The sequence below is a fragment of the Cryptosporangium sp. NPDC048952 genome (assembly GCF_043197895.1).
GTDB lineage: Bacteria > Actinomycetota > Actinomycetes > Mycobacteriales > Cryptosporangiaceae > Cryptosporangium.
Window position 1 is genome coordinate 813,703 of record NZ_JBICTY010000002.1, and the last position, 24,214, is coordinate 837,916.

At 72.0% G+C, this 24,214-nt stretch carries 22 protein-coding genes; 11 read left to right on the forward strand and 11 right to left on the reverse strand.

The features are described 5' to 3' along the window. Positions 1 to 38: 38 nt before the first annotated feature. The 3 genes from ACGFY5_RS12015 to ACGFY5_RS12025 are packed head-to-tail and all read left to right on the forward strand — an operon-like array spanning position 39 to position 3,067. A complete protein-coding gene (locus ACGFY5_RS12015; protein WP_392719604.1) occupies positions 39 to 1,013 on the forward strand; it encodes a hypothetical protein in 975 nt (324 codons plus the stop codon). Between the two features lie 6 nt (positions 1,014 to 1,019). Continuing rightward, entirely contained in the window at positions 1,020 to 1,697 is a 678-nt protein-coding gene (locus ACGFY5_RS12020; protein ID WP_392720483.1) for a response regulator transcription factor, read from the forward strand. After that, a complete protein-coding gene (locus ACGFY5_RS12025; protein ID WP_392719605.1) occupies positions 1,694 to 3,067 on the forward strand; it encodes an ATP-binding protein in 1,374 nt (457 codons plus the stop codon). Before ACGFY5_RS12020 ends, ACGFY5_RS12025 begins: the two co-directional genes overlap by 4 nt. Before the next feature lie 63 nt (positions 3,068 to 3,130). On the opposite strand, the gene ACGFY5_RS12030 is transcribed toward ACGFY5_RS12025, so the two are convergent. From ACGFY5_RS12030 to ACGFY5_RS12075, 10 genes are all read right to left on the reverse strand, one after another. After that, positions 3,131 to 3,784 carry a hypothetical protein gene (locus ACGFY5_RS12030; protein ID WP_392719606.1) on the reverse strand — a complete coding sequence of 218 codons (654 nt, stop codon included), beginning with the start codon at positions 3,782 to 3,784 and terminating at the stop codon, positions 3,131 to 3,133. Between the two features lie 89 nt (positions 3,785 to 3,873). Next, on the reverse strand, positions 3,874 to 4,734 hold the full coding sequence (locus ACGFY5_RS12035; protein ID WP_392719607.1) for a response regulator transcription factor: 861 nt from the start codon (positions 4,732 to 4,734) through the stop codon (positions 3,874 to 3,876). A 9-nt stretch (positions 4,735 to 4,743) separates the two neighbouring features. Next, positions 4,744 to 5,937: an FHA domain-containing protein gene (locus tag ACGFY5_RS12040; protein WP_392719608.1), complete on the reverse strand. Its 1,194-nt coding sequence runs from the start codon at positions 5,935 to 5,937 to the stop codon at positions 4,744 to 4,746. A gap of 13 nt (positions 5,938 to 5,950) precedes the next feature. Further along, on the reverse strand, positions 5,951 to 7,306 hold the full coding sequence (locus ACGFY5_RS12045) for a VWA domain-containing protein (protein ID WP_392719609.1): 1,356 nt from the start codon (positions 7,304 to 7,306) through the stop codon (positions 5,951 to 5,953). Continuing rightward, entirely contained in the window at positions 7,303 to 8,256 is a 954-nt protein-coding gene (locus ACGFY5_RS12050; RefSeq protein ID WP_392719610.1) for a protein phosphatase 2C domain-containing protein, read from the reverse strand. Before ACGFY5_RS12050 ends, ACGFY5_RS12045 begins: the two co-directional genes overlap by 4 nt. After that, the gene (locus ACGFY5_RS12055; RefSeq protein ID WP_392719611.1) at positions 8,253 to 10,562 is read right to left on the reverse strand and encodes a tetratricopeptide repeat protein; all 2,310 of its coding nucleotides are present in this window, start codon (positions 10,560 to 10,562) and stop codon (positions 8,253 to 8,255) included. Before ACGFY5_RS12055 ends, ACGFY5_RS12050 begins: the two co-directional genes overlap by 4 nt. After that, positions 10,559 to 11,671 (reverse strand): hypothetical protein, encoded by a 1,113-nt coding sequence (locus ACGFY5_RS12060; RefSeq protein WP_392719612.1) that lies wholly within the window; start codon positions 11,669 to 11,671, stop codon positions 10,559 to 10,561. The genes ACGFY5_RS12055 and ACGFY5_RS12060 overlap by 4 nt, the downstream gene beginning before the upstream one ends. Before the next feature lie 5 nt (positions 11,672 to 11,676). Next, on the reverse strand, positions 11,677 to 12,639 hold the full coding sequence (locus ACGFY5_RS12065; protein ID WP_392719613.1) for a glutamate ABC transporter substrate-binding protein: 963 nt from the start codon (positions 12,637 to 12,639) through the stop codon (positions 11,677 to 11,679). Next, a complete protein-coding gene (locus ACGFY5_RS12070; RefSeq protein WP_392719614.1) occupies positions 12,636 to 13,907 on the reverse strand; it encodes a hypothetical protein in 1,272 nt (423 codons plus the stop codon). The genes ACGFY5_RS12065 and ACGFY5_RS12070 overlap by 4 nt, the downstream gene beginning before the upstream one ends. A 52-nt stretch (positions 13,908 to 13,959) precedes the next feature. Then, positions 13,960 to 14,556, reverse strand: a complete 597-nt coding sequence (locus tag ACGFY5_RS12075; protein WP_392719615.1) for a hypothetical protein — start codon at positions 14,554 to 14,556, stop codon at positions 13,960 to 13,962. On the opposite strand from ACGFY5_RS12075, the gene ACGFY5_RS12080 reads away from it, so the two are divergent. The 6 genes from ACGFY5_RS12080 to ACGFY5_RS12105 all read left to right on the forward strand — a co-directional run bounded on the left by ACGFY5_RS12080 (position 14,543) and on the right by ACGFY5_RS12105 (position 21,020). Further along, positions 14,543 to 14,845, forward strand: coding sequence for a hypothetical protein (locus ACGFY5_RS12080; protein ID WP_392719616.1), 303 nt, complete (start codon positions 14,543 to 14,545; stop codon positions 14,843 to 14,845). The genes ACGFY5_RS12075 and ACGFY5_RS12080 overlap by 14 nt on opposite strands. 112 nt (positions 14,846 to 14,957) lie before the next feature. After that, entirely contained in the window at positions 14,958 to 16,091 is a 1,134-nt protein-coding gene (locus ACGFY5_RS12085) for a hypothetical protein (RefSeq protein ID WP_392719617.1), read from the forward strand. After that, on the forward strand, positions 16,073 to 17,137 hold the full coding sequence (locus ACGFY5_RS12090) for a serine/threonine-protein kinase (RefSeq protein ID WP_392719618.1): 1,065 nt from the start codon (positions 16,073 to 16,075) through the stop codon (positions 17,135 to 17,137). The genes ACGFY5_RS12085 and ACGFY5_RS12090 overlap by 19 nt, the downstream gene beginning before the upstream one ends. After that, positions 17,134 to 17,640 carry a hypothetical protein gene (locus ACGFY5_RS12095; RefSeq protein WP_392719619.1) on the forward strand — a complete coding sequence of 169 codons (507 nt, stop codon included), beginning with the start codon at positions 17,134 to 17,136 and terminating at the stop codon, positions 17,638 to 17,640. The genes ACGFY5_RS12090 and ACGFY5_RS12095 overlap by 4 nt, the downstream gene beginning before the upstream one ends. Positions 17,641 to 17,649: 9 nt before the next feature. Then, positions 17,650 to 20,130 carry an Hsp70 family protein gene (locus ACGFY5_RS12100; protein WP_392719620.1) on the forward strand — a complete coding sequence of 827 codons (2,481 nt, stop codon included), beginning with the start codon at positions 17,650 to 17,652 and terminating at the stop codon, positions 20,128 to 20,130. Then, positions 20,127 to 21,020: a hypothetical protein gene (locus ACGFY5_RS12105; protein ID WP_392719621.1), complete on the forward strand. Its 894-nt coding sequence runs from the start codon at positions 20,127 to 20,129 to the stop codon at positions 21,018 to 21,020. Before ACGFY5_RS12100 ends, ACGFY5_RS12105 begins: the two co-directional genes overlap by 4 nt. On the opposite strand, the gene ACGFY5_RS12110 is transcribed toward ACGFY5_RS12105, so the two are convergent. Next, positions 21,017 to 21,781, reverse strand: a complete 765-nt coding sequence (locus tag ACGFY5_RS12110) for a GntR family transcriptional regulator (RefSeq protein WP_392719622.1) — start codon at positions 21,779 to 21,781, stop codon at positions 21,017 to 21,019. The two genes, ACGFY5_RS12105 and ACGFY5_RS12110, sit on opposite strands and share 4 nt — an antisense overlap. A gap of 167 nt (positions 21,782 to 21,948) precedes the next feature. On the opposite strand from ACGFY5_RS12110, the gene ACGFY5_RS12115 reads away from it, so the two are divergent. Together ACGFY5_RS12115 and ACGFY5_RS12120 are read left to right on the forward strand one after the other, a co-directional pair. Further along, entirely contained in the window at positions 21,949 to 22,530 is a 582-nt protein-coding gene (locus ACGFY5_RS12115; RefSeq protein ID WP_392719623.1) for a hypothetical protein, read from the forward strand. Positions 22,531 to 22,626: 96 nt separating this feature from the next. After that, positions 22,627 to 24,192 (forward strand): alkaline phosphatase D family protein, encoded by a 1,566-nt coding sequence (locus ACGFY5_RS12120; RefSeq protein ID WP_392719624.1) that lies wholly within the window; start codon positions 22,627 to 22,629, stop codon positions 24,190 to 24,192. Positions 24,193 to 24,214 lie beyond the last annotated feature (22 nt).

Here is a 24,214-nt window from a genome sequence, read left to right on the forward strand (position 1 = left end):
TCCCGAGTTTCCTAAGCGCGACCGCCAGTGTGCCTGCCATGAAAAACCTCCTCCGGGGCGTGGCGGCGACCGTGGCGGCATCCGCGGTGATGGCGGCGCTCGCGGCCGTGGCGCTCGCCCTCCTCGATCTCCCGCTCGCGCTGGCGCCGACCGTGCTCACCGCGGCGCTCGGTGGCCCCGTCACGCTCACCGGCACCGTCGACACGGGGTTCATCCCGGTCGCTCTGCAGGGCACCGTGGACATCCTGCCCCTCGGCATCGCCGCGCCGGGCGTCGTCGTCTTCGTCGTTGTTCTGGCGGGGAAGGATCTCCTCCTGCGTGCGGCAGGTGCCGTCGGGACGGCGGCTGTTTTTCTTGCGGTGCTGTCCACCGCCGACGGAACGACGGTCGACGTTCCGCTGCCCACCGGGCCCGCTGGGCTGACGGTGCAGCCCGGGTCCGCGGTGCTGCCCGGGCTGCTCGTGGTGGTCGGGGTCGCCGCTGCCTGCGTTGTGGTGTCCCGTTTGCCCTACCGCCGCACGATTCTGGTGACGACGCTCGTCGCGCCGTCCGTGCCGGTGGTCATCGGGCTCATCGTGGCTGTTGTCGCGGCGACCCGGGAGCCCGCGCTCGGGGGTGTGGCGCTGTTGTTCGGGGCCAATGCGGTGCTGGTGGGGTCGCCGTCGATGGAGGGGCCGCTGGGTGGCGACTGGTTCGCCGCACCGAGCGGCTTGAGAATCGTCGCCATTGTGCTGTTCGTAGTTGTTGTTGCAGTGGTTGTGAAGCCCTCACGCACGAACACTGTGGTGGCCTCGGTTTCCTTGGCCTCCGCGCTGGCTCTCACCGCGCTGCTGGCGTCCGGCGACATCTCGCTCGCCGTTTTCCACATCCCGCTGCTCGCGGTGCGCCTCGAGCCCGGGATCGGCTGGGCGCTGCTCACCGGCGCACTCGCGGGCGCGGCCGGCAGCTTGACCGCCGACGTACGGTGGCGGGCACAGCAGCGCCTCCTCCGGCGCATCCGCGCCTACGGGTGAGGTGACATCGTGCAGCGCCTGCTGGTGGTGGACGACGACGACACGGTCCGCGGTCTGCTCGCCGACGCGCTGCGTTACGTCGGGTTCGAGGTGACGGCGGTCGCGACCGGCGCGGAAGCGGTCACGGCGGCGGAATCCGATCCGCCCGACCTCGTCGTTCTCGACGTGATGCTGCCGGGCATGGACGGCTTCGACGTGATCCGCACGCTGCGCGGCGCGGCCCGGCCGGTGCCGGTGCTGTTCCTGAGCGCGCGCGACGCGTACTCCGACAAGGTCAACGGGCTCACGCTGGGCGGTGACGACTACGTCACCAAGCCGTTCCACCTGCCCGAACTCATCGCGCGCATCGAGGCGATCCTGCGGCGGGCGGGCGGTTTCTCGGCTGGGCTGACCATCGCCGACCTCACCCTCGACCCGACGACCCGCGAGGTCGTTCGCGCCGGGGAACCGGTACGCCTCTCCCCGACCGAGTTCCGGCTCCTGCAGTACCTGATGGAACGCGCCGGACAGGTCGTCTCCAAACCGCAGATTCTGGAGGACGTCTGGCGCTACGACTTCGCCGGCGACACGAGCATCGTCGACACCTACGTGAGCTACCTGCGGCGCAAGATCGACCACGTCGAGCCGAAACTCCTCCACACCCTGCACCGCGTGGGCTACGTGCTGCGGGCGCCGCGTCGATGATCCCCCGTTCGCTGCGAGGCCGGTTGCTGCTGATCAGCGCGATGCTGCTGATCGCGGGGCTGGTCGTCAGCGACGCGGTGGTGACGACGGCGCTGCGGGGCTACCTGGTCGATCGGGTGGATCACCAGCTCCAGCCGATCGCGCTGGTCATGGCGCGAATCGAGCCGTCGTTGGTGCCCGTCGAGCGCGCGGTGGGGAGCGACAGTCTCGACCTGATCAGCGCGCTCGCGGTGGTGTATCTGGATGCGGACGGCAGTGTCGTGCGGTCGGCGTCGATGGGTCCGGCGCCGCCGGAGGTTTCCCCGTCGCTGCCCCGGGGGCGCGCGATCTCTCTCGACGGGGACTGGCGCGCGGTGGTGGAGGCGCGTTCGAGCGGTGGGGTCGTGGTGGTTGCGGCGCCGCTGACCCCGATCAACGCCACGATCGACCAGCTGCGACTGTGGTGCCTGGTCACCGGCATGATCGTCGTGGCGCTGCTGACCGGCGTCGGCTGGGTCGCGATCCGGGCCGGTCTGCGTCCGCTGCGCACGATCGAGCACTCCGCCGCGGCGATCGCCGGCGGCGACCTGACCCACCGCATTCCCGACGCCGGTCCTCCCGGTACGGAGGTCGCCCGGCTCACGTTCGTGCTCAACACCATGCTGACGCAGATCGAGCGCGCGTTCGCGGCACGGGCGGAGTCCGAAGCGCGGATGCGCCGGTTCGTGGCGGACGTGAGTCACGAGCTGCGTACTCCGCTGTTCGGGATCAAAGGGTCGGCGGAGTTGCACCTGATGCGTGGGGGTAGTGACGAGACGATCCAGCGCATCGATCGCGAGGCGGGGCGGCTGGCCGCGCTCGTCGAGGATCTGCTGTTGCTGGCGCGGCTGGACGAGTCCGCGGCGGGGCCGTTGCTCGAACTGGCGCCGATGGACCTGCGGACGTTGGCCGTCGACGCCCGGCACGATCTGCGTTCGCTGGACGCCGGGCGGCCCGTGGAGCTGAGTGGGGTGGGGGGTGAGGGGGCGCCTGGCGCTGCGCTGGTTCTCGGTGATGAGGCTCGGTTGCGTCAAGTCGTCAGCAATCTGGTGGGAAACGTGCACGCGCACACGCCGGTGGATGCGCCGGTGCGGGTGGGGGTGGGTCGGGTCGGGGATTCGGCGGTTCTCGAGGTCGCGGATACCGGGCCCGGGTTGTCCGCCGAGGAGGCGGGGCGGGTGTTCGAGCGCTTCCACCGGGGCGATCACTCCCGCTCGGGCCCGGGGGCCGGGTTGGGGTTGGCGATCGTTCGGTCGTTGGTCGTGGCTCATGGGGGTCAGGTGGAGGTGGTGGCGACGCCCGGTGGCGGCGCGACCTTTCGCGTGGTGTTGCCGTGGAACTCGGATTTCTGAGTGGATGTGCAGTTCTCCGTGCCGGGCACGGAAAAGCGTTCAATCATTCGCGTGGACAACGGTTCATCGACGGGTCGGTAGATCGCGGACGCGTGAGAAGAAGGCGGCGACGAGAAACACTGCGAAGATCGCGAAGTTGACGATCCAGCGCGGATCGTCGATGTGCAGACCGTCCGCGAACTCGGCGCGCTCGGCGGCGGTGAGGCGCGTGGTCGAGTGTTCCGCGCCGGCGAAGTCGAGCCGGGGACCGGCGAACACGAGATACGTCCAGACGCGCAGCACGAAGTAGAGCCCCGCGGCGAGCACGATCAGCACCCGGCGAGCTCCGGGCCGCCACCCCACGATCAGCAGCACCGGGATCACGACCAGCTCGGTGGGCACGTTCGCGAGGATCGCGATCGGGATACTCGGCAGGAACATCCCGACCATCACCTCGCCGGTGATGGACGCCGAGTCCAGCGCGATGCCCCACATCAGCAACCCGATCGCCCCGCCGAACGCGAACAGTGCCATCGCGGTGCAGCCGAGGCCGATGAGGACGTCTTCGGTCCAGGCGCTGCGGGTGCCGTTGCGTGTGAGCCAGAGCGCGAACGCGCAGATGAGGGCCGCCCAGACGGCGGCGAGAGCCAGCGCCGCCGGGACGGGGAGGAACTCGCTGAGCGAGAGGCCCTGCACGACGACGGTGAACGCCGCGGCGAGCGCGATGCCGAGTTTCATGTCGGCCGACGCTAGGAACCGGGGTGGTTCTCGGCATCTGCCGAACGGTCTATGCCGGGTTTAATCCGGCAGGATTCCATCCGGCAGGGCTAGTCCAGCAGGCCGGCGGCGCGGGCGTACGCCACCGCTTGGAGGCGACTCGTGGCGCCGAGCTTGCGGAAGATGTGGTTGAGGTGGGCCTTCACGGTGCCCGGCGCAACGAACAACGCCGCCGCGATCTCCGCGTTCGTGCGCCCAGCCGCAAGCTCCCGCAACACCTCGATCTCTCGAACACTCAACCCATCCCCACTCCGCCCGGCTGCACCACCCGGCACACTCCCACCCACCGCGCCACCATCCGAAGCGCTCCCGGCCGAGCCACCAGCCGGAGCTGTCCCGGCCGGAGCGCTCCCACCCACCGCACCACCGGCCACCGCACCACCGGCCGCGCCGCCGTCGCGCGCCTCGCTGCGGGGCACCGGGCTGCCGGGCGCCCCTCCGCCCGCAGCGGAAGTGCCGGGCACGGAGCTGCCGGGCACGGAGCTGCCGGGCACGGAGCCGACGGGCACGGAGCCGACGGGCACGGAGCCGACGGGCGGGGCGGGCGCGCCCGCTGTTGACGGGGCGGTCTGGACTCGCGCGGACGCGCCGGTCGCCGAGTCTGCGGGACCGCGGACCACGTTCGCCGGGAGGGGTAGTGCTGCGGCAGGCGCGGGTGCCGCGGTGGCTGTCGGCGCAAGCGCGGTGGACTCGGATTGCTGGGGTGTGGTCGTCGCATTCGCCGTCGAGGTGAGCACGGCGCGGAGGGCGTGGATGGTGATCAGGAGGATGGCGGCGCCGAAGGGAGGTACCACCCACCACTGGTCGAGGTTGCGTTCGATCATCGCGAACGACAGTCCGAACACGACCATCGCCCAGGTGAAGCAGCCGGTCAGAACGGCGGTGACGAGCAGTGCCCGGCGGACTCGCATCGCGGCAGCCTATTCGGGGGCGCCGGCGTGCAGGGTGATTCGCGTCCACGCGCCGACGTTGACGGTGGCACCGTCGGCGAGGGGCACCGGGCGTTCGGCGTCGATCGGTTCGGAGTCGCCGTTGAGGTAGGTGCGGTTCGTCGACCGCAGGTCGATGATCGCCCAGGTTCCGTCGGGCTGGGGTACGAGCAGGGCGTGCGTGGCCGAGACGGCCGCGTCTTCGGGTGGGCCGATCAGGTCGATGTCGGGGTAGATGCCCCGGGATCGGCTACGGCGACCGATCAGTACCTGCCGCTTCGCGAGCGGGAACCGTCGCTCCGGGAAGAACGCCGGAAAACTGACCTCGTCCGCGTCGGGTCCGTCCAGCGCCCGCATCCGCTCGAAATACTCCCGATCCGCGCTGACGCTCACCCACCACACCCCGCCCCCACCCGGCAACGCCGCGGTCGCCGCCCCGCTCGCCGACCCCGCGAACTCCCCCCACACAGGCACCCCCGCCCCGCCGGCCCCGGACGGCACGGCGCCGAGCGCACCGATCCCGCCCGCGGCGGGCTGCGACCCGGCAGCCGATCCCCCGGACGCCTTCAGCGAGCCGACCGAGCCGACCGCGGCGCCGCCGGACGCGCCACCCGAGCCGACTACCGCGCCGCCGGACGCGCAGGACTCGCCGCTGGGTGCGGACGGCTGCTCGCCGATGGCCGAGCCGCTTGCCGCCGCGGTGCTGTCGGACGCCGCCGGGGCGCCGGATGCGGCCTCGGCGCGGTCGGGCGTGGGGGGCGCGCCGTCTGGTGTGGGGTGTGGGTCGCCGCCCTCCAGCGCGCTGGACGTGCCCCGTGTCGGACGGGGCTCGGCGGTTGCGGGAGCGGGGGGTGGTATCAGGGAGGTGGGTGGGGCCAAGGAGTCGGCGCCGCACTCCTCGCAGAAGCGGCCGGTGAGGCTCGCGCTGCACTCGGGGCACACGGTTGCCGCGCGGCTCGACGTCGAGCCGCCCCAAGGCGAAAAGCCCGCGCCACCGCCCGACCCGACGTTCTGGCCAGCGCCATACCCCGTGCCCTGGCCACCCCCCGGCAGAATGCCCGGACCAGTGTTCGGGCCGCCGCCCGGCGGAACGCCCGGGGTGGCGGTGGGGCCCGCGATTCGGATGCCGCACTCGTCGCAATAGTCCGCGGCCTCGGACGCATGTCCCTTCGGACACATCGTCATGCAGGAGCCCCCCTCAGTCGGACTGTCGCGGCCGCACCTGCTGCGTCTTCCGGGACGCCACCGCCGCCATCTCGGCGTCGATACTCGCAGCCACCTTCCGCAGCCGCACCGTCCCGGTGCGTTCGTCGACCACGTCCACGACCTTGGCGAGCAGTTTCGCCGTGTCCTCCCGGCCGGACTCGGCCGCCAACTGCACCGCGCGCCCGAGCTTCAGGGTGGCCCGCTCGACGTCGCCGACCTTCTGCGCCTGCGTGCCCTCCAGGATCGCCTCGGCGAGCTCGGTCTCGTTCGTGTAGTGCGCCACCTGGCGATTGATCGACGTCGTCGAATTCAGATCGTCCGTCCACACGGCCCGCACCAGCGACTGCCCCAGCACGTCCTCGCCGTGCACCACCGACACGCGCGCCGCGAGCACCTCTTCGCCGACCGGGTTCGGCTCCAAGTCGATCTTCAGGTGGTAGTCGCGGCTTTCCGCACCCCACGCGCCGATCGGGTACTCCCCGACCCGCTTGCCGGTATCGGTGCGACGCCCGGTCAGATCGATGATCTCCGGATGCACCTGCTTCACGAACCGGATCGTCGACCCGGTCGGTGTCCAGACCCGGAGCATGACATCGGCCCGGGTCTTTCCCATCGCCGCCTGCGTCATCGCGACGAACTCCGCGGCCAGCGCGTTCGGGTCCGTGATGCCGGATGCGGTGCCGAGGAGCTGCTCGGCGATCTTGATCAGGTCACGCGCCACCCAGCCGTCCCCGATGCCTCGGCTGTCGCAGACGAAGAGGCCGGCGCAGCGGTCGAGCGCCTTGTCGAACGTCTGCTCCGCTTCGCCGTTGGCGCCGTCGGTGAGCAGGATGCCGTGGTTGATCGTGGCTCCGTGCCGACGGAACATCTCGGCGGCGAGGGTGAGCCAGGTGCCGATCGCGGTGCCGCCGCGAGTTTTCAGGGCCTGGACGGCGCTGCGGGCTTCGGCGCGGTTGGCCGGCGAGGAGGTCGCCAGGTGCTTCTTGCCGGGGTAGACCGGCCAGGCGCTGGTGTCGCCGGCCACGATCGCGAAGGCGACGCCGTCCGGGATGATGTCGATGGCGGCGACCGCGGCCTGCTTCGCGGCGCGGAGTTTGGCGCCGCTCATCGAGGCGGAGATGTCGATCATGATGATCTCGGCGGCCGAGCCGCGGGGTGCCGCCGCGGCCGAGCCGCCTGGATACGCCGCGGCCGAGCCGCCTGGATACGCCGCGGCCGAGCCGGTGGCGGTGCCGGCCGGGGGTGTGGCACCGGTCTGGGTGACTGTGATGACGGCGTCGACGGTTCGGCCGTCGGCCGGGAGGAACTCGTTCTGGTGCGTTTCCACGGTGACCTGCGGTGAGCTCATGCGGAGACTCCTCCCGAGTACGCGAGCACTGCGACTGCGATGTTGTCGACGCCACCCGCGTCCAGCGCGAGGTCGACGAGCCGCCGTGCGGCGGTGACGGGCGGCGCACCGGCGACGAACGCCAGGTCGGTGGGGGCGGCGAGGTAGCGGGACAGACCGTCGGTGCAGAGCAGTAACGTGCCGGGGCCGGGCACTTCCACTGCCACGACGGAGAGTTCGACGTCCGGCGCGTCGCCGCCGAGCCAGCGGGTGAGGGGTGCGCCGGGTACGTCGGGTACGGCGTCGTCGACGGTGAGGCACCGCGGTGGCCCGACCTCGGGGATCCAGTACGCCCGGGAGTCCCCGACCCAGCCCACCACGATTCCGTGGTCCCTGACGACGCCGGAGACGTAGGTGCAGCTGGGCGCGTCCGTCGGCACGGTGTCGACCAGCGCGTCCACCGCGAGAAACGCCTGATCGAACGCCTCCCGCGAAGCCCTCTCCACCGAGAGTCCCCGGTCAGCGAGTGCGCGGAGCAGGGTGGGTAGGGCGGCATTGCAGGCGGATACGGCTGCGGCGTCGGCGCGGGGGGTACTGGACACGCCGTCGCAGACGATCGCGACGGTGCCGGCGGGGTCGACGCCGATCGCTACCGCGTCCTCGTTGTGGTGGCGGTGGTGGCCCCGGTCGGTCAGCGCCGCGACGCCGGGGAGATCCAGCTCCGCGCGGTCCCGTCCCGCACCGAGGCGTCGGCCGCATTCGCCGCAGTACCCCCCGATGGACGTCTTCGCCCCGCAGTGGGCACACCCCACCGGCGGCGCCCCCGAACTGAGCCACGCGCCCTCGCCGGTCAGCGCCGTCGGGACCGGGCTTTCGTAAATCGGGGCGCCCGGGGGGCGGAGGGCGGTGCCGCAGGATTCGCAGAAGTGGTCGGAGTCCGCGGTGGGGGCGGAGCACTCGGTGCAGGTCATACCAGGGTCCGGGGGCGGACGTGGTTGGCGCGGTCGACGAGCGCGATGCGGTGGTCGGCGTCGGGGGCGAGCCTGGCGAGGGTCCGGTACACCTTCTCGAGGCCGAGCCGCACGTCCCGCTCGGTCAGCGGACACCCCTGCACCGTGCCGCTCGGACGCGGCGCGGTCGCGCGGCCGTCGGTGGTGAGCCAGGTCAGAACGGCGGTGAGCACCTCGGCGGACAGGCGGGCGCGCGGCTCGCCGTCGAGCGGTAGCCGCTCGATCCGCGCCGACACATCGAGGAACCCCGCAGCCGACGGTTGCGACTCCAGCCGCGCGCGGACCGCCGCGACCTGAGCGGTCAGGTGATCGCTGGAGGACACCGGGACCTCCTCCAGCACCTCGATCGCTCCGGCGTGGTCACCCCCGGCGTGCAGCACCCGGGCGAGGCCGAACGCCGCGCTGACGTAGGCGTGGTCGCACGTCCAGACTTGCTGGTAGCGGGCGAACGCCGCGTCGGCCTCCCCCGCCCACTCGGCGGCGACCGCGAGCGCGAGCTGGGGCGCGAGCTCGCCGGGGAGCGTGCCGTAGACCGCGTCGAGCGGCGCCAGCGCCGCGCGGGGGTCACCGTCGGCGAGGGCCGCGAGACCGCGGAACCAGTCGATGCGCCAGTCCCGCTCGAGCCCGTCGAGCAGGGTCCTGGCCGCTGTGGTCTCGCCCGCCAGGATGCGGGCGCGCGCCACCGCGATCGGTACCTCGACGCTGTCCTGCGGTGCACTCTCGGCCGCCGTCGCCAGGTCGGCGGCGCTCAGGTCGCGCGTGGCCAGCAGGAACGCCGCTCCCGGATCCGCCGGATCCACCTGCGGCACCGGCAACGCCGACGCGATCGCCACGCCATCGAACAGTGCCCCCGCGCCACCGGCGGAAACCCCGCCCCCGGTCCGAACAGGCCCGACCGCGGCCCCGCCGGGGAGGGCCGCTGCTCCGGCGGGGACGGCCGTCGGGGCGAAGGTGGAGCCCTCGCTGGCGAAGCGGGTGGAGGTGGCGGGGCGGGGGGCGCCGTCCTCGGTGGACAGCACCTGGCGGAGGACGCCCAGCAGCTGGTCGGAGAGGTCCGCGGCGGACTCGAAGCGCTGGGCCGGGTCGGGGTGGGTGGCACGGAGCAGCAGGCGGTGGTAGGACTCCTGCTCGGCCAGTAACGGCTGCTCGGACGGTTCCGGCAACCGGTCGACGTACCGACCGGAGAACCCCCGGAAGTCGAAGCTCAGCACCGCCATCGTGCGCGCGACCGTGTACAGGTCCGAGCTGAACGACGGACCGTCCGTCGACACCTCGGGCGCCTGGTACCCGACAGTGCCCCACACGACGCTCACCGCGTCGTCGATCCGGCGCACCGCACCGAGGTCCACGAGCTTGAGCCGGTCGTCGGTGTGGATGGCGTTGTCGGGCTTGAAGTCGCAGTACAGCAGACCGCGGTCGTGCAGGTAGCCGAACGCGGGCAGGATCTCCAGCCCGTAGGCGAGCACCTGGTCGAGCGGGAGGGGCTGCGCGCCGGCGTCGGTGCGCAGGTCACGCAGGGAACGTCCGCCGACGTACTCCATGACGATGTAGCCGATGTCGGCGAACGTCTTCGGGTCCGGGTGCAGCGCGAAGTCGTGGATCTTGACGATCGTCGGGTGGTCGACGGTCACGAGGAAGCGGCGCTCGGACACCGCGGCCGCCATGGCATCCGGGTCGCCGGCGTCGATCAAACCTTTGAGGACGACCCAGCGGTCGCTGACGTCGTCGCCGACGTTCTTGTCGCGGGCGAGGTAGATCCAACCGAGGCCGCCGTAGGCCAGGCAGCCCAGCACCTCGTAGCGTCCGCTCACCAGCGTTCCCGGGGCCAGGCTCGGCGCGAAGGAGAACGGGGTCCGGCAGGACGGGCAGAAGCCCTCCACGCGTCCCGGGCGTCCGTCGCGGTCGCGGCCGACGGGCTTGCCGCAGTCGGGGTTGCCGCAGAAGCGCCGGTCCTGGGCCACCTGGGGGTTCGGCAGGACGGCGGTGGCCGGATCGCGCTGCGGAACCCGCGGCAGGTCCAGCATCCCGCCCCCGAGCCGCCCCCTCCCGGTCCCCCGCGTCGACCGCGCGGACCGCGTGGACCGGCTCGGCCCCGTCCCCCGCGTAGACCCGGTCGGCCCGGTCCCCCGCGAAGCACCCGCTCCCCGGGAAGACCCAGCCCGCGACGACCCCGAAGATCCAATGGGCGCCTTGCGGCCACACTCGTCGCAATACCCGTCGGCGTCGTAACTCCCCGGGCACCCGGATCGCGCACACGAACCAGTCACACCGCACCTCCGGACGACAACAGGGACTGTTGATACGCCACGACCGCGCGCGTCGAGGCCGCCAGATCACACGGCGCGGTCCACAGCAACCCCCGCGCCGCCTCGTACGCCGCAAGAACCTCGGGCCGTTCGCTCACCCCGGACCGCACCGCTTTCGCCCGGTACGAATCCAGCCGCCCCCGCAGCTCCTCGCGACGCGCCAGCAACCCGTCCGCGAACTCACGCCGCTCGGCCACCGCGTTCAGCGCTTCCGCGACCGCTTCCTCCAACGACGGCAACGCCGAGTCGAGCGCCGTCACGTCCATCCGCGAGAGCGCGTCGAGCCGACGCTGCAAGCCGTCCGAAGCGACCACGTCCGCGGGGAGCCGGGGAGCAGCAATCTTCGCGACGACCAGGGCGTACGCCGACCGGACCCCGTCTTCGGCGGCCACGAGCCGGGTCAACGAAAGCCCCACGAGCCGCCGCCGCTCCCCGTACCCGGCCCGCTTGGCCGCCAAGCGACCCAACCGCGCGATCGTCGCCTCCGCCGTCGCGATCAACGACGCCGCCGACGACGCGTGCAGATCGACGCCCAGCGGATCCGCCCCGGCCCGCTCCCGCAGATCACGCAACGCGCCCGCCACCGCCGCCTCCCCGGCTCCCGCGGCGCGCGAGGCGTCGTCCAGAGCGGATTCGAGCAGACGGAGGGCACTGACCGTGGCGAGCCGTTCGGTGACGTCGGTCAGCAGGGCTCTGACCTGCTTGCACTCGTCCTCCAGCCACTCACCGACCCGCACCACCGGCACGCCGCGGATCGCATCCGGAACGTCGGGACCGGCGAGCGGGGCCCGGAGCTGCGCGGAAACCGACGCCAGCTGCGCCCGGCCCAGCGGCTTCACATCGTCCAGCGCGAGACCGAACGCGTGGTACCCCGACCACAGCACGTCGATCCGCTGCCGCAGCTTCTCCCAGAACTCCGCGGTGACGCCGTCGAGCGAGGCTGTCCGCAGGTAGGCGAGACCGCCGTCGGCGCCGTCCATGGCCAGGAGCGTGTCGGCGATGCGATGCCGTTCGTCGGCCAACTCCGTCAGCAGCCGGGCGAGCACCACCCGGTTCGTCGTCGCGAACACGGCCGTCAGTCCCGGTAGACCGCGGCCGGCACGGGCGCCGCACCCAGCCCACCGAGCCAGCGCTGATAGCTGCGCGCCAGGGCACCGGACGACCGCACCCGCTCGAGCACCCCGTTGACGAACCGCACCAGATCGACGTCCTCCTTCGGAATGCCGACGCCGGACGGCTCGCTGCTGAACGGCGGACCGACCATCTCGGTACCCGGGTCCTGGGCGACCAGCCCGAGCAGGATCGTGTCGTTCGTGGAGACCGCGTCGACCTGGCCCTGCTGGAGCAGCACCAGGCAGTCGAGCGTGATGTCGGTGGTCACCGGCACGATGCCGGGAACCGCGGCGACCTTCGCGATGCTCGTGCTGCCCTTGGTGGCGCAGACCTTGCCGCGCCGGGCCGCGATGTCGTCCAGCGACGTGATGCCCGAGCCGCGGTTGACCACGATCCGCTGCCGGGCGCGCAGGTATTCGGTGGAGAAGTTGATCTGCTCCCAGCGGGAACAGGTCATCGTGATCGTGCGGATCACCATGTCGACCTCGCGCCGCTGCAGCACCGGGATGCGGTCCGCCGTGGTGATGTGCCGGAACTGGACCTTGTCCGGCGAGCCGAACAGCGCGCGGGAGATCTCGCGGGCCAGGTCGATCTCGAAGCCGGTCAGCTCACCGGTGGTCGGGTCGCGGTAGGCGAGCAGGTAGGCGTTCTGGTCGATGCCGATGATCACCCGGCCGCGCTGCACGATCTTCTGCATCGCGCTCCCGGCAGGCATCCGCCCTGGCGCCGGTACGGCCTTCGGTCGGTAGCTGGCCTCCGGGTTGCACTCCGGCTGCGCCGACGGGCTCGGCACGACGGCCGGGTCCGCGACGTTCACCGGCCTCGGCGCCACCGCGGCGGGATGGTCGTCGCCCTCGGGACCGGCCGGGGACGCGGAGCACGCCGCGAGCAGGAGTACCGCCAGCACCAGCGACAGACGCCTCATCGGTACTCCCCGATCCGCTTGCGGGTGCCGAGCACCACCGCGACGACCACCACGAGACCGAGCACGATCAGCGCGGCCCAGGCGCCGGCCAGGCCGTCGGCGGCGGAGTCGGCGCGGGAGTCGAACCGGCGGCCCGCCGCGTCGACGTACTCGTCGATCGCGGTGTCGAGCCTTTCGAACGTCGCCGACGGGCCCGCGGACGCCAAGGCCACCGCCTCGGCGTACCGGCCGCCGTCGTCGAGTTCGCGCACCTCCGCGTGTTGGGAGCGCCAGGTCCGGGTCAGCTCGGCGATCTTCTCGACCCGGCTGCGGTCGGCGCCGGTGGTGGCGGCCGCGTCGCCGAGCAGCCCCGACCGGCCGTCCGCTCCGACCAGCCGGTTCAGCACCGCTGCGTAGTGCCGCTCGTTGGCCGCACCGTCACCGCGGGCGATCAGCGTCAGCGACTCGTCGGCGCGCGCCTGCAGGACCAGCACCCGCGCCTCGGCGAGCGGAATGAACCGCTCCGACCCGGTCTCGCGGCCGATGTTCAGGTCCCCGACCGCCGTCCCGACCGCTACGACGAACCACACCAGTGCGACGACGGTCGCGAGCGATGCCGTGGCCAGGCCCGGGTTGACGAGCCGGTTCGTGCGCCGGGTGAGGAATACCTGGGCACCGGCCAACGCCAACAGCAACAGCAGTCCGACGACGAGCACGAGCACCGGGAAGTCCGCGCCACGCCGCTGGGCGTCGGCGAGCCGGTCGGTCTCGAGCGCGAAGAGTTCCTGCGCGGCGGGCAGCAGCGTGTTGCGCATCAGCCCGGACGCTTCGCGCAGGTAGGCGGCGGCGAGCGGCAGCTGCTGGCGGTCGTAGGCGCGGGCGGTCTCGACCAGTCCGGTGTAGACCGGTAACCCGACCGCGAGCTGCCGCAGCCGGTCCTCGCTGGGGGTGTCGGTGTTCGTGGCCCGCAGCGCCGCAGCGATCGCGGAGCCGGCGCGCGCGATGTCGTCCAGATAGCGTTTCCGCAGCGCAGAGGTCTCGGTGCCGCTGCCGAGGAACGCGGTAGCCGCGGTGGCGTCCGCGTCCGACAGCGAGCGGTAGGCGTCGAGCGCGTAGACGCTCAGCGGACCGCTGACCGTGCGGACGTCGTCGACACGGTCGGCGCGCTGACGCACGGCGAGCAGACCGGCCACGCCCCACACGAGCCCGAGCGCGACCAGGCCGACCGTGATCGTCAGCAGTACGGCGGGCGTGGTGCGCGCGCGTGGAGAAACGAGACGAGTAGGCACTTCCAGTAGCACGGACCGCCCCCGATCACCCGGTCGAGCACCGCGTACGGACTCAGGTTAAGGACGCGGTCAACCGAAGTCCCCCGTGTAGGCGGTGTGTAGGGGAACCGACCACAGTGGCCGCGTGGAGGATCCGATCCTGGCGGTCGGCGGCGACGAGCCCAGCGACGTCGGCCGCGCATTCGACCTGATCCTCGGCGACCCCCGCCGACGTCTCGTCGCCGAGCTCTGCTGGCTCTGGGACACCGACTCCCCGACCTGTTCGTGCCCGTCCGGCCTGCACCGCGAGCACGACGAAGCGGTGCTCGCCCACAGCGAAGCACTCGACCTCGAAAAGCTCAGGCGTCGCACTGCGCTGGAGCTCGACGGTCTCTGGTACCAGGCCGGAGCAACGTGGGAGGCGCTCCTGCGCGACGAGCAGTTCTGGGACCACGTCCGGAGCCGGATCGGGACGCTCGACGAGCGGCAGCTCACCGAGTCCGCGATCGACGTGCTGCGGCCCGAACTTCCGGCCGTCCTGATCCGGCCGATGCTCGCGGTCGCAGCCGTCAACCCGTACCGCGCGCCGACGCTGCGCGACATCGCTCGCGGCCGGCGACCACGTCACCGCCGGGAACACGCTGCGCGACACGGCCATGCCGCTGCTCACGCACCTGTCCGCGTTCGTGCCCGAGGACCGCCACCGCCGCACCCAGGACGCCCGGGACGCCGTCGCCAGCGCCTTGACCGCGTGCGCGGGCCCTGCGCTCGCGGCGCGGGGCGCGAAGGCGCCCGACTACGTGTTCGGGTGGCTGTTCCTCGCGATGCGCCTCACCGGAGCCCCGATCGTTGCGGATCCGCCGCCGGGTCCGCCCCGGGTCCGCGTCCGACTGGCGTGGGCGCTGATCGCCGCGGCGCTGATCGTCTGCTGGCTCGCCTGGGGGAGAACCGGCGGGTGAGGCAACACGAGTATCGGTAATGCGACAGCTCGGTGCTTTGTGTAGGTGACGTGTAGCGGGGTGTGAGCACACTGGACTCTCCACTGTCGGCACGGGGCGACGGGGCACGGTGATGGACTCGGTTCTGGCGGCGTTACGGGATAGCTCGACTCCTGCTCTTTATCGACGAAACACGTTCCGCATCACCGGGCTGTCCACGACCGCCGACCGGCCGACCGTGCGCCAGCGCCGGCAGAAGGTGCTCACGCTGATCGGAGTGGGCGCCGCCGAGGGCGACCCCCAGGAGGTCGCCCGCGCGTTCGACCTGATCCTCGGCGACCCGCGTCGGCGCCTGGTCGACGAGCTGTTCTGGTTCTGGGACAGCGACACGTCGACGTGCGACTGCCCCAGCACGCTGCACCGCGACCACGACGAGGCGGTGCTGTCCCACTACGAGGTGCTCGAACGGGAGGCGCTCAGCGCGCAACTCTCCCCCGGTGAGCTGCGCGATCTCAACGAGGACTGGAAGGACGCCGCCACGGAGTGGGCGTCCGTGCTCCGCCGCGTCGCGTTCTGGGATCACGTCCGGTCGCGCATCCGGGCGCTGGACGACAAACAGCTCGACGAATCCGCTATCGACGTCATCCGCGACGAACTGCCCAGCGTGCTGGTGAAGCCCCTGGTCGTGCTCGCTGCGGGCTCCGAGACACGCGCGGCGAACCTGCGGGTGGCCGCGTTGGACTGGCCCGCACCGCGTGACCTGGTGCTCGACCTGTTCGAGCAGTCCGCCGAGCCGCTCTACGAGGGCGTCACCGACGCGGTGCGGGAGGCGCGGGAAGCGCTGGAGAACTCGCGGCCCGCCGTCGCCGCGAACGCGCTGACCCAGTCCGCGCTGCCGCGGCTCGAACGGCTGAACACGCTGGCACCGGCGACGGACCACCGCCGCACGGTCCGCGCGCGCAACGACGTCGCCATCGGTTTCAACAACTGTGCCGTGCAGGACATCGACGCCCGCGGCGCGCCGGCCGAGCAGGCCGCGCGGAAGTGGCTGGCCACGGCGGAGCGCCTCGCGTCCGACCCGGACACCCGGAACTCGATCGCACAGAACACCGAGTACGTGGGTCAGGTGGTCCGGTTCACCCGGCAGCCCCGCTACGCACCGGCGTCGCAGCAGCCCCAGCCGTCGAACGCGGGGTGCGTCGGGTGCCTGACGTGGCTGGTGCTGATCGCGCTCGGCATCGTGTTCGTGTGGTGGGTGAGCCGCTGATGGCCCTGGTGTCCCGCGGCGAGCGCATCGGCGACTCGCTCGTCGTCGACCGGATGCTCGGCGAGGGAGCGTTCGCCGAGGTACACCGCGTCGAGCACCGGTACCTGGGCTGGCAGGCCATGAAGGTGTTCAAGCGCGTCACGTCCGAGGCGGAGACCCGCGAACTCCTCGAGGAAGGCCGCCTGCTCTCGACGCTGGGCCATCGGCACATCATCCGGCTCTTCGACGTCGGGACGCTCGCGACGACCGAAGGGCAGCGCGGCTACTTCACGATGGAGTACGTGCCGGGCGGCACGCTCGAGCGGTTCATCGTCGCACATCGCCCGGCGGCGCCCACGGACGTCGTCGCCGAGGTGATCGCGCAGATCGCAGCGGGGCTCGCGGTGGCGCACGACCAGGACCCGCCGGTGCTGCACCGCGACATCACGACGGCCAACATCCTGGTCGGCTACGACGGCGCGGGCCTGCGGATCCGGATCAGCGACTTCGGCCTCGCCAAGCGCGCGGACCCGTTCACGCGGCTGGCCAGCGCCCAGGGAACGTACGCGTTCATGGCGCCGGAAGTGATGCGCAACGGCGGCTACTCGTGCGCCGGTGACGTGTGGTCGGTGGGTGTCCTGGCGTACCTGATGCTCACCGATCACCTGCCCTACGACGACGGTGTGCCGTTCGTCCCGAACCGCTACGTCCGCTTCCGCCGGCCGTTACTGCCTCCGAGCAGCTACAACGAGACCGTCGACGAGGAGCTGGACCGGATCGTCACCGCGGCGCTCGTCGTCGACCCCTGGAAGCGCACACCGACCGCCCGGGAACTCGGCGACGCACTCGCGGCCCGGCGGGTGCGGGCTCCCGAGGCCGCGGACACCACGGCGCCGCCGAGCGCCCGGGCCCGGAGCCTCGTCGACGAGGCCCACACGCTGTCCCATTCGCCGGGCGGGCTCCGGCGCGCCGCGGACCTCCTGGAGGAAGCCATCGGTCTCTCCCCGCGGCTGGCCGAGCAGCACGCCCACACGCTGATCCTGTGGCGGCGGGGAGTGGTGATGTGAAGCCCGTCGAGCGCCTCCGGGCCGCGCTGAGACAACGCCGGCAACCGACGAGCTTCCGCATCGCGCCGCCGGGCGACGACGACGAGGTCGTCGCGCTGCTCACGCAGCTCGTCAGGTCCTTCCCCCAAGAAGAACAACAACAAGAACAGAAGCCCGAAGTCGACGACAAAGCGCTGGCCGACGCGGCCACGAACCTCTGGCGTGCGCAGCGACGACTGGCCCACGGCGCGCAGACCGCACGGGACCGCCAGACCGGCCGCTACCTGCGCTCGTGCCGCGACGCGCTCCAGGCGGCCGGCCTCGTCGTCCAGGACCACGACGGCGACGCGTTCCACCCGGGCCGCTCGATCGAGGTGCTCGCGGTCGAGGAAGTCGACGGCCGCACCGACGAGGTCGTCTCCGAAACTGTCCGACCCACCATCTACCTTCACGACCGCCGCATCCAAATGGGCCAGGTGATCGTGGCGGGTCCTTCATCGACGCAACCGCCTAGAGAAGCGTGAGGAGCGACCATGCCCGACAGTGACACGATCGACGTCGGAATAGACCTGGGCACGACCAACAGCGCGATCGCCGTGGTCGTGGACGGCGACGTCGTCGTCGTGAAGAACAACGAGGGCTGGGACACGACACCGTCCGCGGTGTGGCTGACGAAGTCCAACACGATCCAGGTCGGCCGCCGGGCACGGGACTTCGTGGTGGCCGATCCCGACAACGCCGCCGCGGAGTTCAAGCAGGAGATGGGTCTCGCGGACGCCCGGCGCACGTTCGCCCGGTCCGGCCAGGAGATGACACCCCCGCAGCTCTCCGCGGAGGTGCTGAAATCGCTGCGCAGGGACTTCGCGCACCGGCTCGGCGCCCCGCCGCCGTTCGCGGTGATCACGGTCCCCGCCGCGTTCACGCTCAACCAGAACCAGGCGACGGTCGAAGCTGCAGTGCTCGCGGGTTTCGAGCCGGGCTGCCCGCTGGTGCAGGAGCCGACCGCCGCCGCGTTCGCGTACGGCTTCCAGGAGTCGGCCGATCGCGGGTACTGGCTGGTCTTCGACTTCGGCGGTGGCACGTTCGACGCGGCGATCGTCAACAAGCGCGAGGGTGACCTGCGGGTGCTCAACCACGCCGGTGATTCGTTCCTCGGCGGCAAACTGATCGACTGGGCGATCGTCGAGCACGTGCTCGCGCCGACCGTCAGCCACGAGTTCGGGTTGACCGATTTCCGCCGCGACAACCCCCGGTGGCGGGGCGTGTTCGGGAAGCTCAAGCAGGCCGCCGAGGACACGAAGATCGAGCTCTCACGGTCGACCGAGGCCGAGCTCAACGTGGAGCTCCGGCTCCCCGACGGGGGCACCGAGTGGTTCACGCAGACGCTGCGGCGCGACGAGTTGGATTCGATCGCCGAGCCGTTCTACGTCCGCGCGATCAACCTGTGCCGGTCGGCGCTGCGGGAGGCGTCGCTGGACGCCTCGGACATCGACCGGCTGCTGCTCGTCGGCGGTGTCACGCTCTCCCCCGGTCTGCGCGAACGGCTCGCCGATCCGCGCACCGGCATGGGCATCCCACTCGACACCTCGCTCGATCCGAGCACCGTCGTCGCGCGGGGCGCTGCGATCTTCGCCAGTACCATCCGCCGCCCGTCCACCGTCGCGACGACCGTCGCCGCCCCGGGTGAGTTCCTCGTCGACCTGGCGTACGAGCCGAGCGTCACCACGACGACGCCGACGGTCGGCGGACGCCTGCGCACGTCAGTGCCGGTCGACTGGGCCGGGTACAGCGTGCGGCTGACCAACCCCGACGGGCACCCGCCGTTCGACTCCGGCCAGGTTCGGCTGACCGCGAACGGCGCGTTCGCCACCGACATCGACATCGATCAGCACGCGACGTCCCGGTTCCGGCTCGACCTGACCGACGGCGCGGGCAACCGGCAGCCGCTGTCGCCGGACTCGTTCTCGATCACCCATCGGGACGTGGAGTTCGGCGGGGTGCGGTTGGCGCACTCGCTCGGCATCCAGCTCGCCGACCGCGGGTTCGCGCCCGTCCTGCGCAAGGGCGAGACGCTGCCCGCGCGGGCCCGCGAGGTGTTCCACACGTCCGGCACCCTGCAGCGGGACAACGCCGACGCGCTGATCCGCATCCCGATCGTCCAGGGCGAACGTCCGCGCGGCGACCGCAACCGGGAGGTCGGCGTGCTGGAGATCCGCCCGCGTGACGTGCGGATCGACCTGCAGGCGGGCACCGAGGTGGAGGTGACGTTCGAGGTCGACGCGTCGAGCCTGGTCACCGTCGTCGCGGACGTCCCACTGGTGCAGGCGCAGTTCGAGGCCGAGATCAACCTCGACGAGGTGCGCGCGCCGAGCGTCCAGACCCTGCAGGACCAGTTGGCGGAGGTCGACCGGCGCCTCGATCGGCTCCGCCAGGCCGGAGCGGCCGGTGGCAGCCGCGAGAAGCTGGACCGCCTCGACGACGAGAGCGCGCTGGACACCGTCCGCGACCAGGTCGGCGCCGCCCGCGTCGACCGGGGTGCCGCTGCCGCCGCCGAGGAACGCCTGCGTGACCTGCAGGCCGATCTGGACGACATCGAGGAGACCGTCCAGGTGCCGGCGCTGGCCCGGCAGCTGGAGGACCTGCTCGCCGAGGCCGAGGAGACGGTCGAGGTCGCCGGCGACGCCTCGGACCGCCGGGAGCTCGCCGACCTGCGTCGCCGCGCCGACGCCGCGATCACGTCGGGGCAGCTCGCGGCGGTGCGCACCGCGATCGAGCGCACGTCGTCCTTCGTCATCGAGCTCGAACGGCGCCGGCCCGACTGGCCGGTGCAACTGTTCTTCGCGCTCGAGGCGATGGTGCCGCGGTCACCGGCCGCGGACGGGCTGCTGTCGGAGGGTCGCCGGGCGATCTCGGCGCAGGACGTCACTGCGCTCACCGCGGTGAACCAGCGTCTGGTGCGGTTGCTGCCGAAGGAGGCGCAGGACAAGGTCATCGGCCTGCGGTCGGCCTCGTGACCAGCACGCTGCGCGACGCGCTGGACCACCGGCTGGTGCTGCACCGGGCCCGGTCGGCGGCCTACGCGGGGGATCTGGAGACGGCGGCGGGCCTACTCGACGGGCTCGATCAGGACGCCGCCGCCCTTGACCTCCGTGCCCGGATCCACGCCCAGCGCGGTGAGTACGAGCGGGCCGACGAGTGCTGGGCCCGCGTGCTGGAACTCCATCCGGACGACGCCGACGCGACGGCCGGTCGGGCGGCGCTCGCCCGGATCTCCGCGGGCCGGTCGGTACGACCCGTGTACACGCCGGCCCGCGCGACGGCCGTGCTCGCCGCCACGCTGCTCGTGGCGTCGACCGGCGGAGTCGTCTGGGCGAGCACGGACGGCGAGGCGCCGGACGAGCCGGTAGCCGCCACACCGGTGGCGGCGCCGGGGCTCCAGCGCGAGGTCGAGACGCTGCGGGCGGAGCGTGACGCGCGAGCCGATGCCGCAGCGCAGCGGAAGACGCGTCTCGGCGAGCTCGCCGCCGCGTTCGCCCGGGTGCCGGGTGTGCGGGTGGAGCAGCGCGCCGAGGACGTGCGGCTGGTGTTCGCGTCCGGTCTGTTCAGCGCCGACACCTCGCTCACGACCGCGGCGGAGGCACGGCTGGCGGAGGTCGGGCGGCGACTGAAACCGGTGAAGGCGTCGGTGACCGTGGTCGGGCACACGGTCGCGGTGCCGGGCGGGCGTACGAGCGGCGGGTCGGTCGTGGGGTACGGGCGGGCGCAGGTGGCGGCGCGGGAACTGGCGGCCGCGTCCGGGCGGCCGCTCGCGGAGTTCATGCTGGTCAGTGCCGAGCAGTCGGAGGGGCCGTTCCCGGACGCCCCACGCAACCGGACGGTGACGATCCTGCTGCGACCGGTCTAGGAGGGTGCCTTCCCGGCGAACGCGGAGCCGATGCGGGTGCCCTCGGTCAGCGCGCTGCGTTTGTTCGTGAGCGTGACCGTGGCGACGTCCGGCCGGTACCGGTCGTCCGTCCACTCGATGGGTGTGCCGGCGGCGTCCCAGGTCAGCCGGCGTTCGCGCAGCAGCGGCGCGCCGACCGGCACGTCCAGCAGGGTGGCGTCGGTGTCGTCGGCGGCGACCGCGTCGAACGTGTGGCGGGCGGCGTGCAGATCGACGCCCTGCGCGGTGAGGTACGCGTAGATCGAGACGCCGTCGAGGTCGGCGTCGAGCAGGAGCCGCCCGACCTGTTCGACGTAGGTCATCCGCTCGATCGCCGCGGGCTGCCCGTCGAGCAGGCGCAGCCGCAGCAGTTGCACGGCGAGCGTGTCGGGGTCGATGGTCAGCGCCGCGGCCACCGCGGGATCCGGCCGGCGCAGCGCGATCTCCTGCAGTTGCTGGCCGGGGGCGTGCCCGGTGATCTCGGCGCGGTGGGTGAACGACAGGAACGACTCGAACGGCTGGCCGGGCACCGCGTCGAGCACGACCGGGCGTTTGCCCTGGCCGCCGCCGATCAGCCCTTCCTCGCGGAGCGCTGCGAGCGCCTGCCGGACCGGTCCCCGGGAGGCCGAGAACTCCCGGCAGAGCTGGGCTTCGGACGGCACCGACGCACCGACCGCCAGCTCTCCGGTGTGGATGCGCCGCCGCAGCTCCGCCGCCACTGTTCGGTGCAGAGGAGCCGTCACGCGACGAACTATACAAGTGGCGAATGGCGGGGACCTTGTCAAGACAAGCTGTCCGGCGCGCGAACGGTGGGGAAATCGCGTCGGAAGCGGGTCGTCGTGGCCGCGGTTCCTGGGAGGCTGGCCTCCTGGGAGGTCCCGGAGGGACGGAAGGTTCCGGAGGGGCGAGCATGGACGGTGCAGAACGCGCAGACGCGCTCGGGGAATTCCGGGCGGCGGCGCGGGCCGCTGCCTCGGCGCGGGCGGCGATGACAAATGTGGCACGGCAGCGGGAGGTCGCGATTGCCGCCGTCCACCAGGCGGCGGAGTCCGCGCAGCACTACCGCGAGATCGATCTGCTGCGCACCGAGGACGCCCGCTTGGGTCGTGAACTCGAGACGGCGCGCAGCGCACTCGTCGCCGCCGAGCGCGCCGCGGCGAACGCGCGGTCGGCGGCTGATCGCCTCCCGCTCACCGCGCTCGCCCGCCGCCGCGAGGCCCGCGCCGCCGCGGCCGCCGCGACCGCCGCCGCCGACGTCGCGCGCACCCGCCTGGCGTCGGCCGAGAACAACGGCGAGCAGCGACGCGCGCTCACCGAGGCGCGAGTGGCCCGTGAGCACGCGTCGGTGCGCTTCTCCCGCGCCGAGGTGCACGCCCGCCTCGAACGCCTCCGCGACGCCGACGAGCGCCTCCTCGCCGCCCAGGCCGCCGCCGAGGAGGCCGCCGCCCTCGAAACCGCCGCCGCCACCCGCAAACGCGCCACCGAGGGCTGAGCCGTCTTTTCGGGCGCTGGCCATGAGGACTCCATGTGGCGTTCGCCCCGCCCCGATAGGAATTCGGCGGGCTGAATATCCGCTATGGGAGGTCTTGTGTCTTCCTCCGAACTTCTCGGTTCGCCGCTTCCCCGGCGCGCCGTGCTCCTCGGCAGTGCGGCGCTCGCCGCCGCCCCGATCCTCGGCAGGGCCGCGAGTGCGTCCGCGCTGGTGCGTTCCGGGCGCCCGAGCCTCACCCACGGCATCCAAGCCGGCGACGTCACCGCGTCCTCCGGCACGATCTGGACCCGTGCCGACCGCGCCTCGCAGATGATCGTCGAGGTCGCCGGCGACCCGTCGTTCCGCAACGCGCGGCGCCTTCCGGGGCCGCACCTGCGTCAGAGCGCCGACTTCACCGGCAAGACCGTGCTCCGCGGCCTGCCGTCCGGCCAGGACATCTACTACCGCGTCACGGCGCTCGACGACGACCGCGCCAGCGAACCGATCATCGGCCACTTCCGCACGCCGTCGCGCGCGCGGAAGGACATCACGTTCCTCTGGTCGGGCGACCTCGCCGGCCAGGGCTGGGGCATCGACACCGCGCGCGGCGGTTACCGCATCTTCGAGGCGATGAAGGCCTTGGAGCCCGACTTCTTCCTCCACAACGGCGACAACATCTACGCCGACGGCCCCATCACGGAAACCCAGGCGCTGCCCGACGGCAGCCTCTGGCACAACGTCGTCACCCCCGAGAAGGCCAAGGTCGCGGAGACGCTCGCCGAGTACCGGGGCAACTACAAGTACAACCTGCTCGACGCCAAACTGCGCGCGTTCTACGCCGACGTCGCCCTGATCGCGCAGTGGGACGACCACGAGACGCGCAACAACTGGTACCCCGGCGAGATCCTCACCGACTCGGCGTACACCGAGAAGCGGGTGGACGTGCTCGCGCGCCGGGCCCGGCAGGCGTTCCACGAGTACCAACCGTTGAACCCGTCCTACGACGACGAGGGCCGCATCTACCGCGTGCTGCACCAGGGCCCGCTGCTCGACGTCTTCGTCCTGGACATGCGCTGGTACCGCGACGCGAACTCGACGAACAAGCAGACCGCGAACGACGGCGGCATCCTCGGACGCACGCAGGCCGAGTGGCTCAAGCGTGAACTGGCGGCCTCGAAGGCCACCTGGAAGGTGCTCGCCGCGGACATGCCGCTGACCGACGTGGTCAACGACGCCACCGAGGGCACGGCGAACTTCGAGGCGATCGCGCAGGACGACAACGGCAGGCCGCTCGGCCGCGAGATCCAGTTCGCGGACATCTTCACGTTCCTCAAGCGCCACGACATCCGCAACGTCGTCTGGCTCACGACCGACGTGCACTACACCGCCGCGTACTACTTCGACCCGGCAACGGCGGCGTACTCCGACTTCAACCCGTTCTGGCAGTTCACGACCGGGCCGCTGCACGCCGGAGCGTTCCCGGCCAGCAAGGTCGACACGACGTTCGGAGCGCAGACGAAGTTCGTCAAGGCGCCGACCCTGGCCAACACCGCGCCGGACACCGAGTACCAGTTCTTCGGCGAGGTGAAGATCGCTGCCGACACCGGGAAGCTCCGGGTGAACCTGCGGGACAACTCCGGCGCGGTGCTCTGGTCGACCGAACTGGAGCCGCACCGGCGCTGATCACTCCACGGTGACCGGCGCA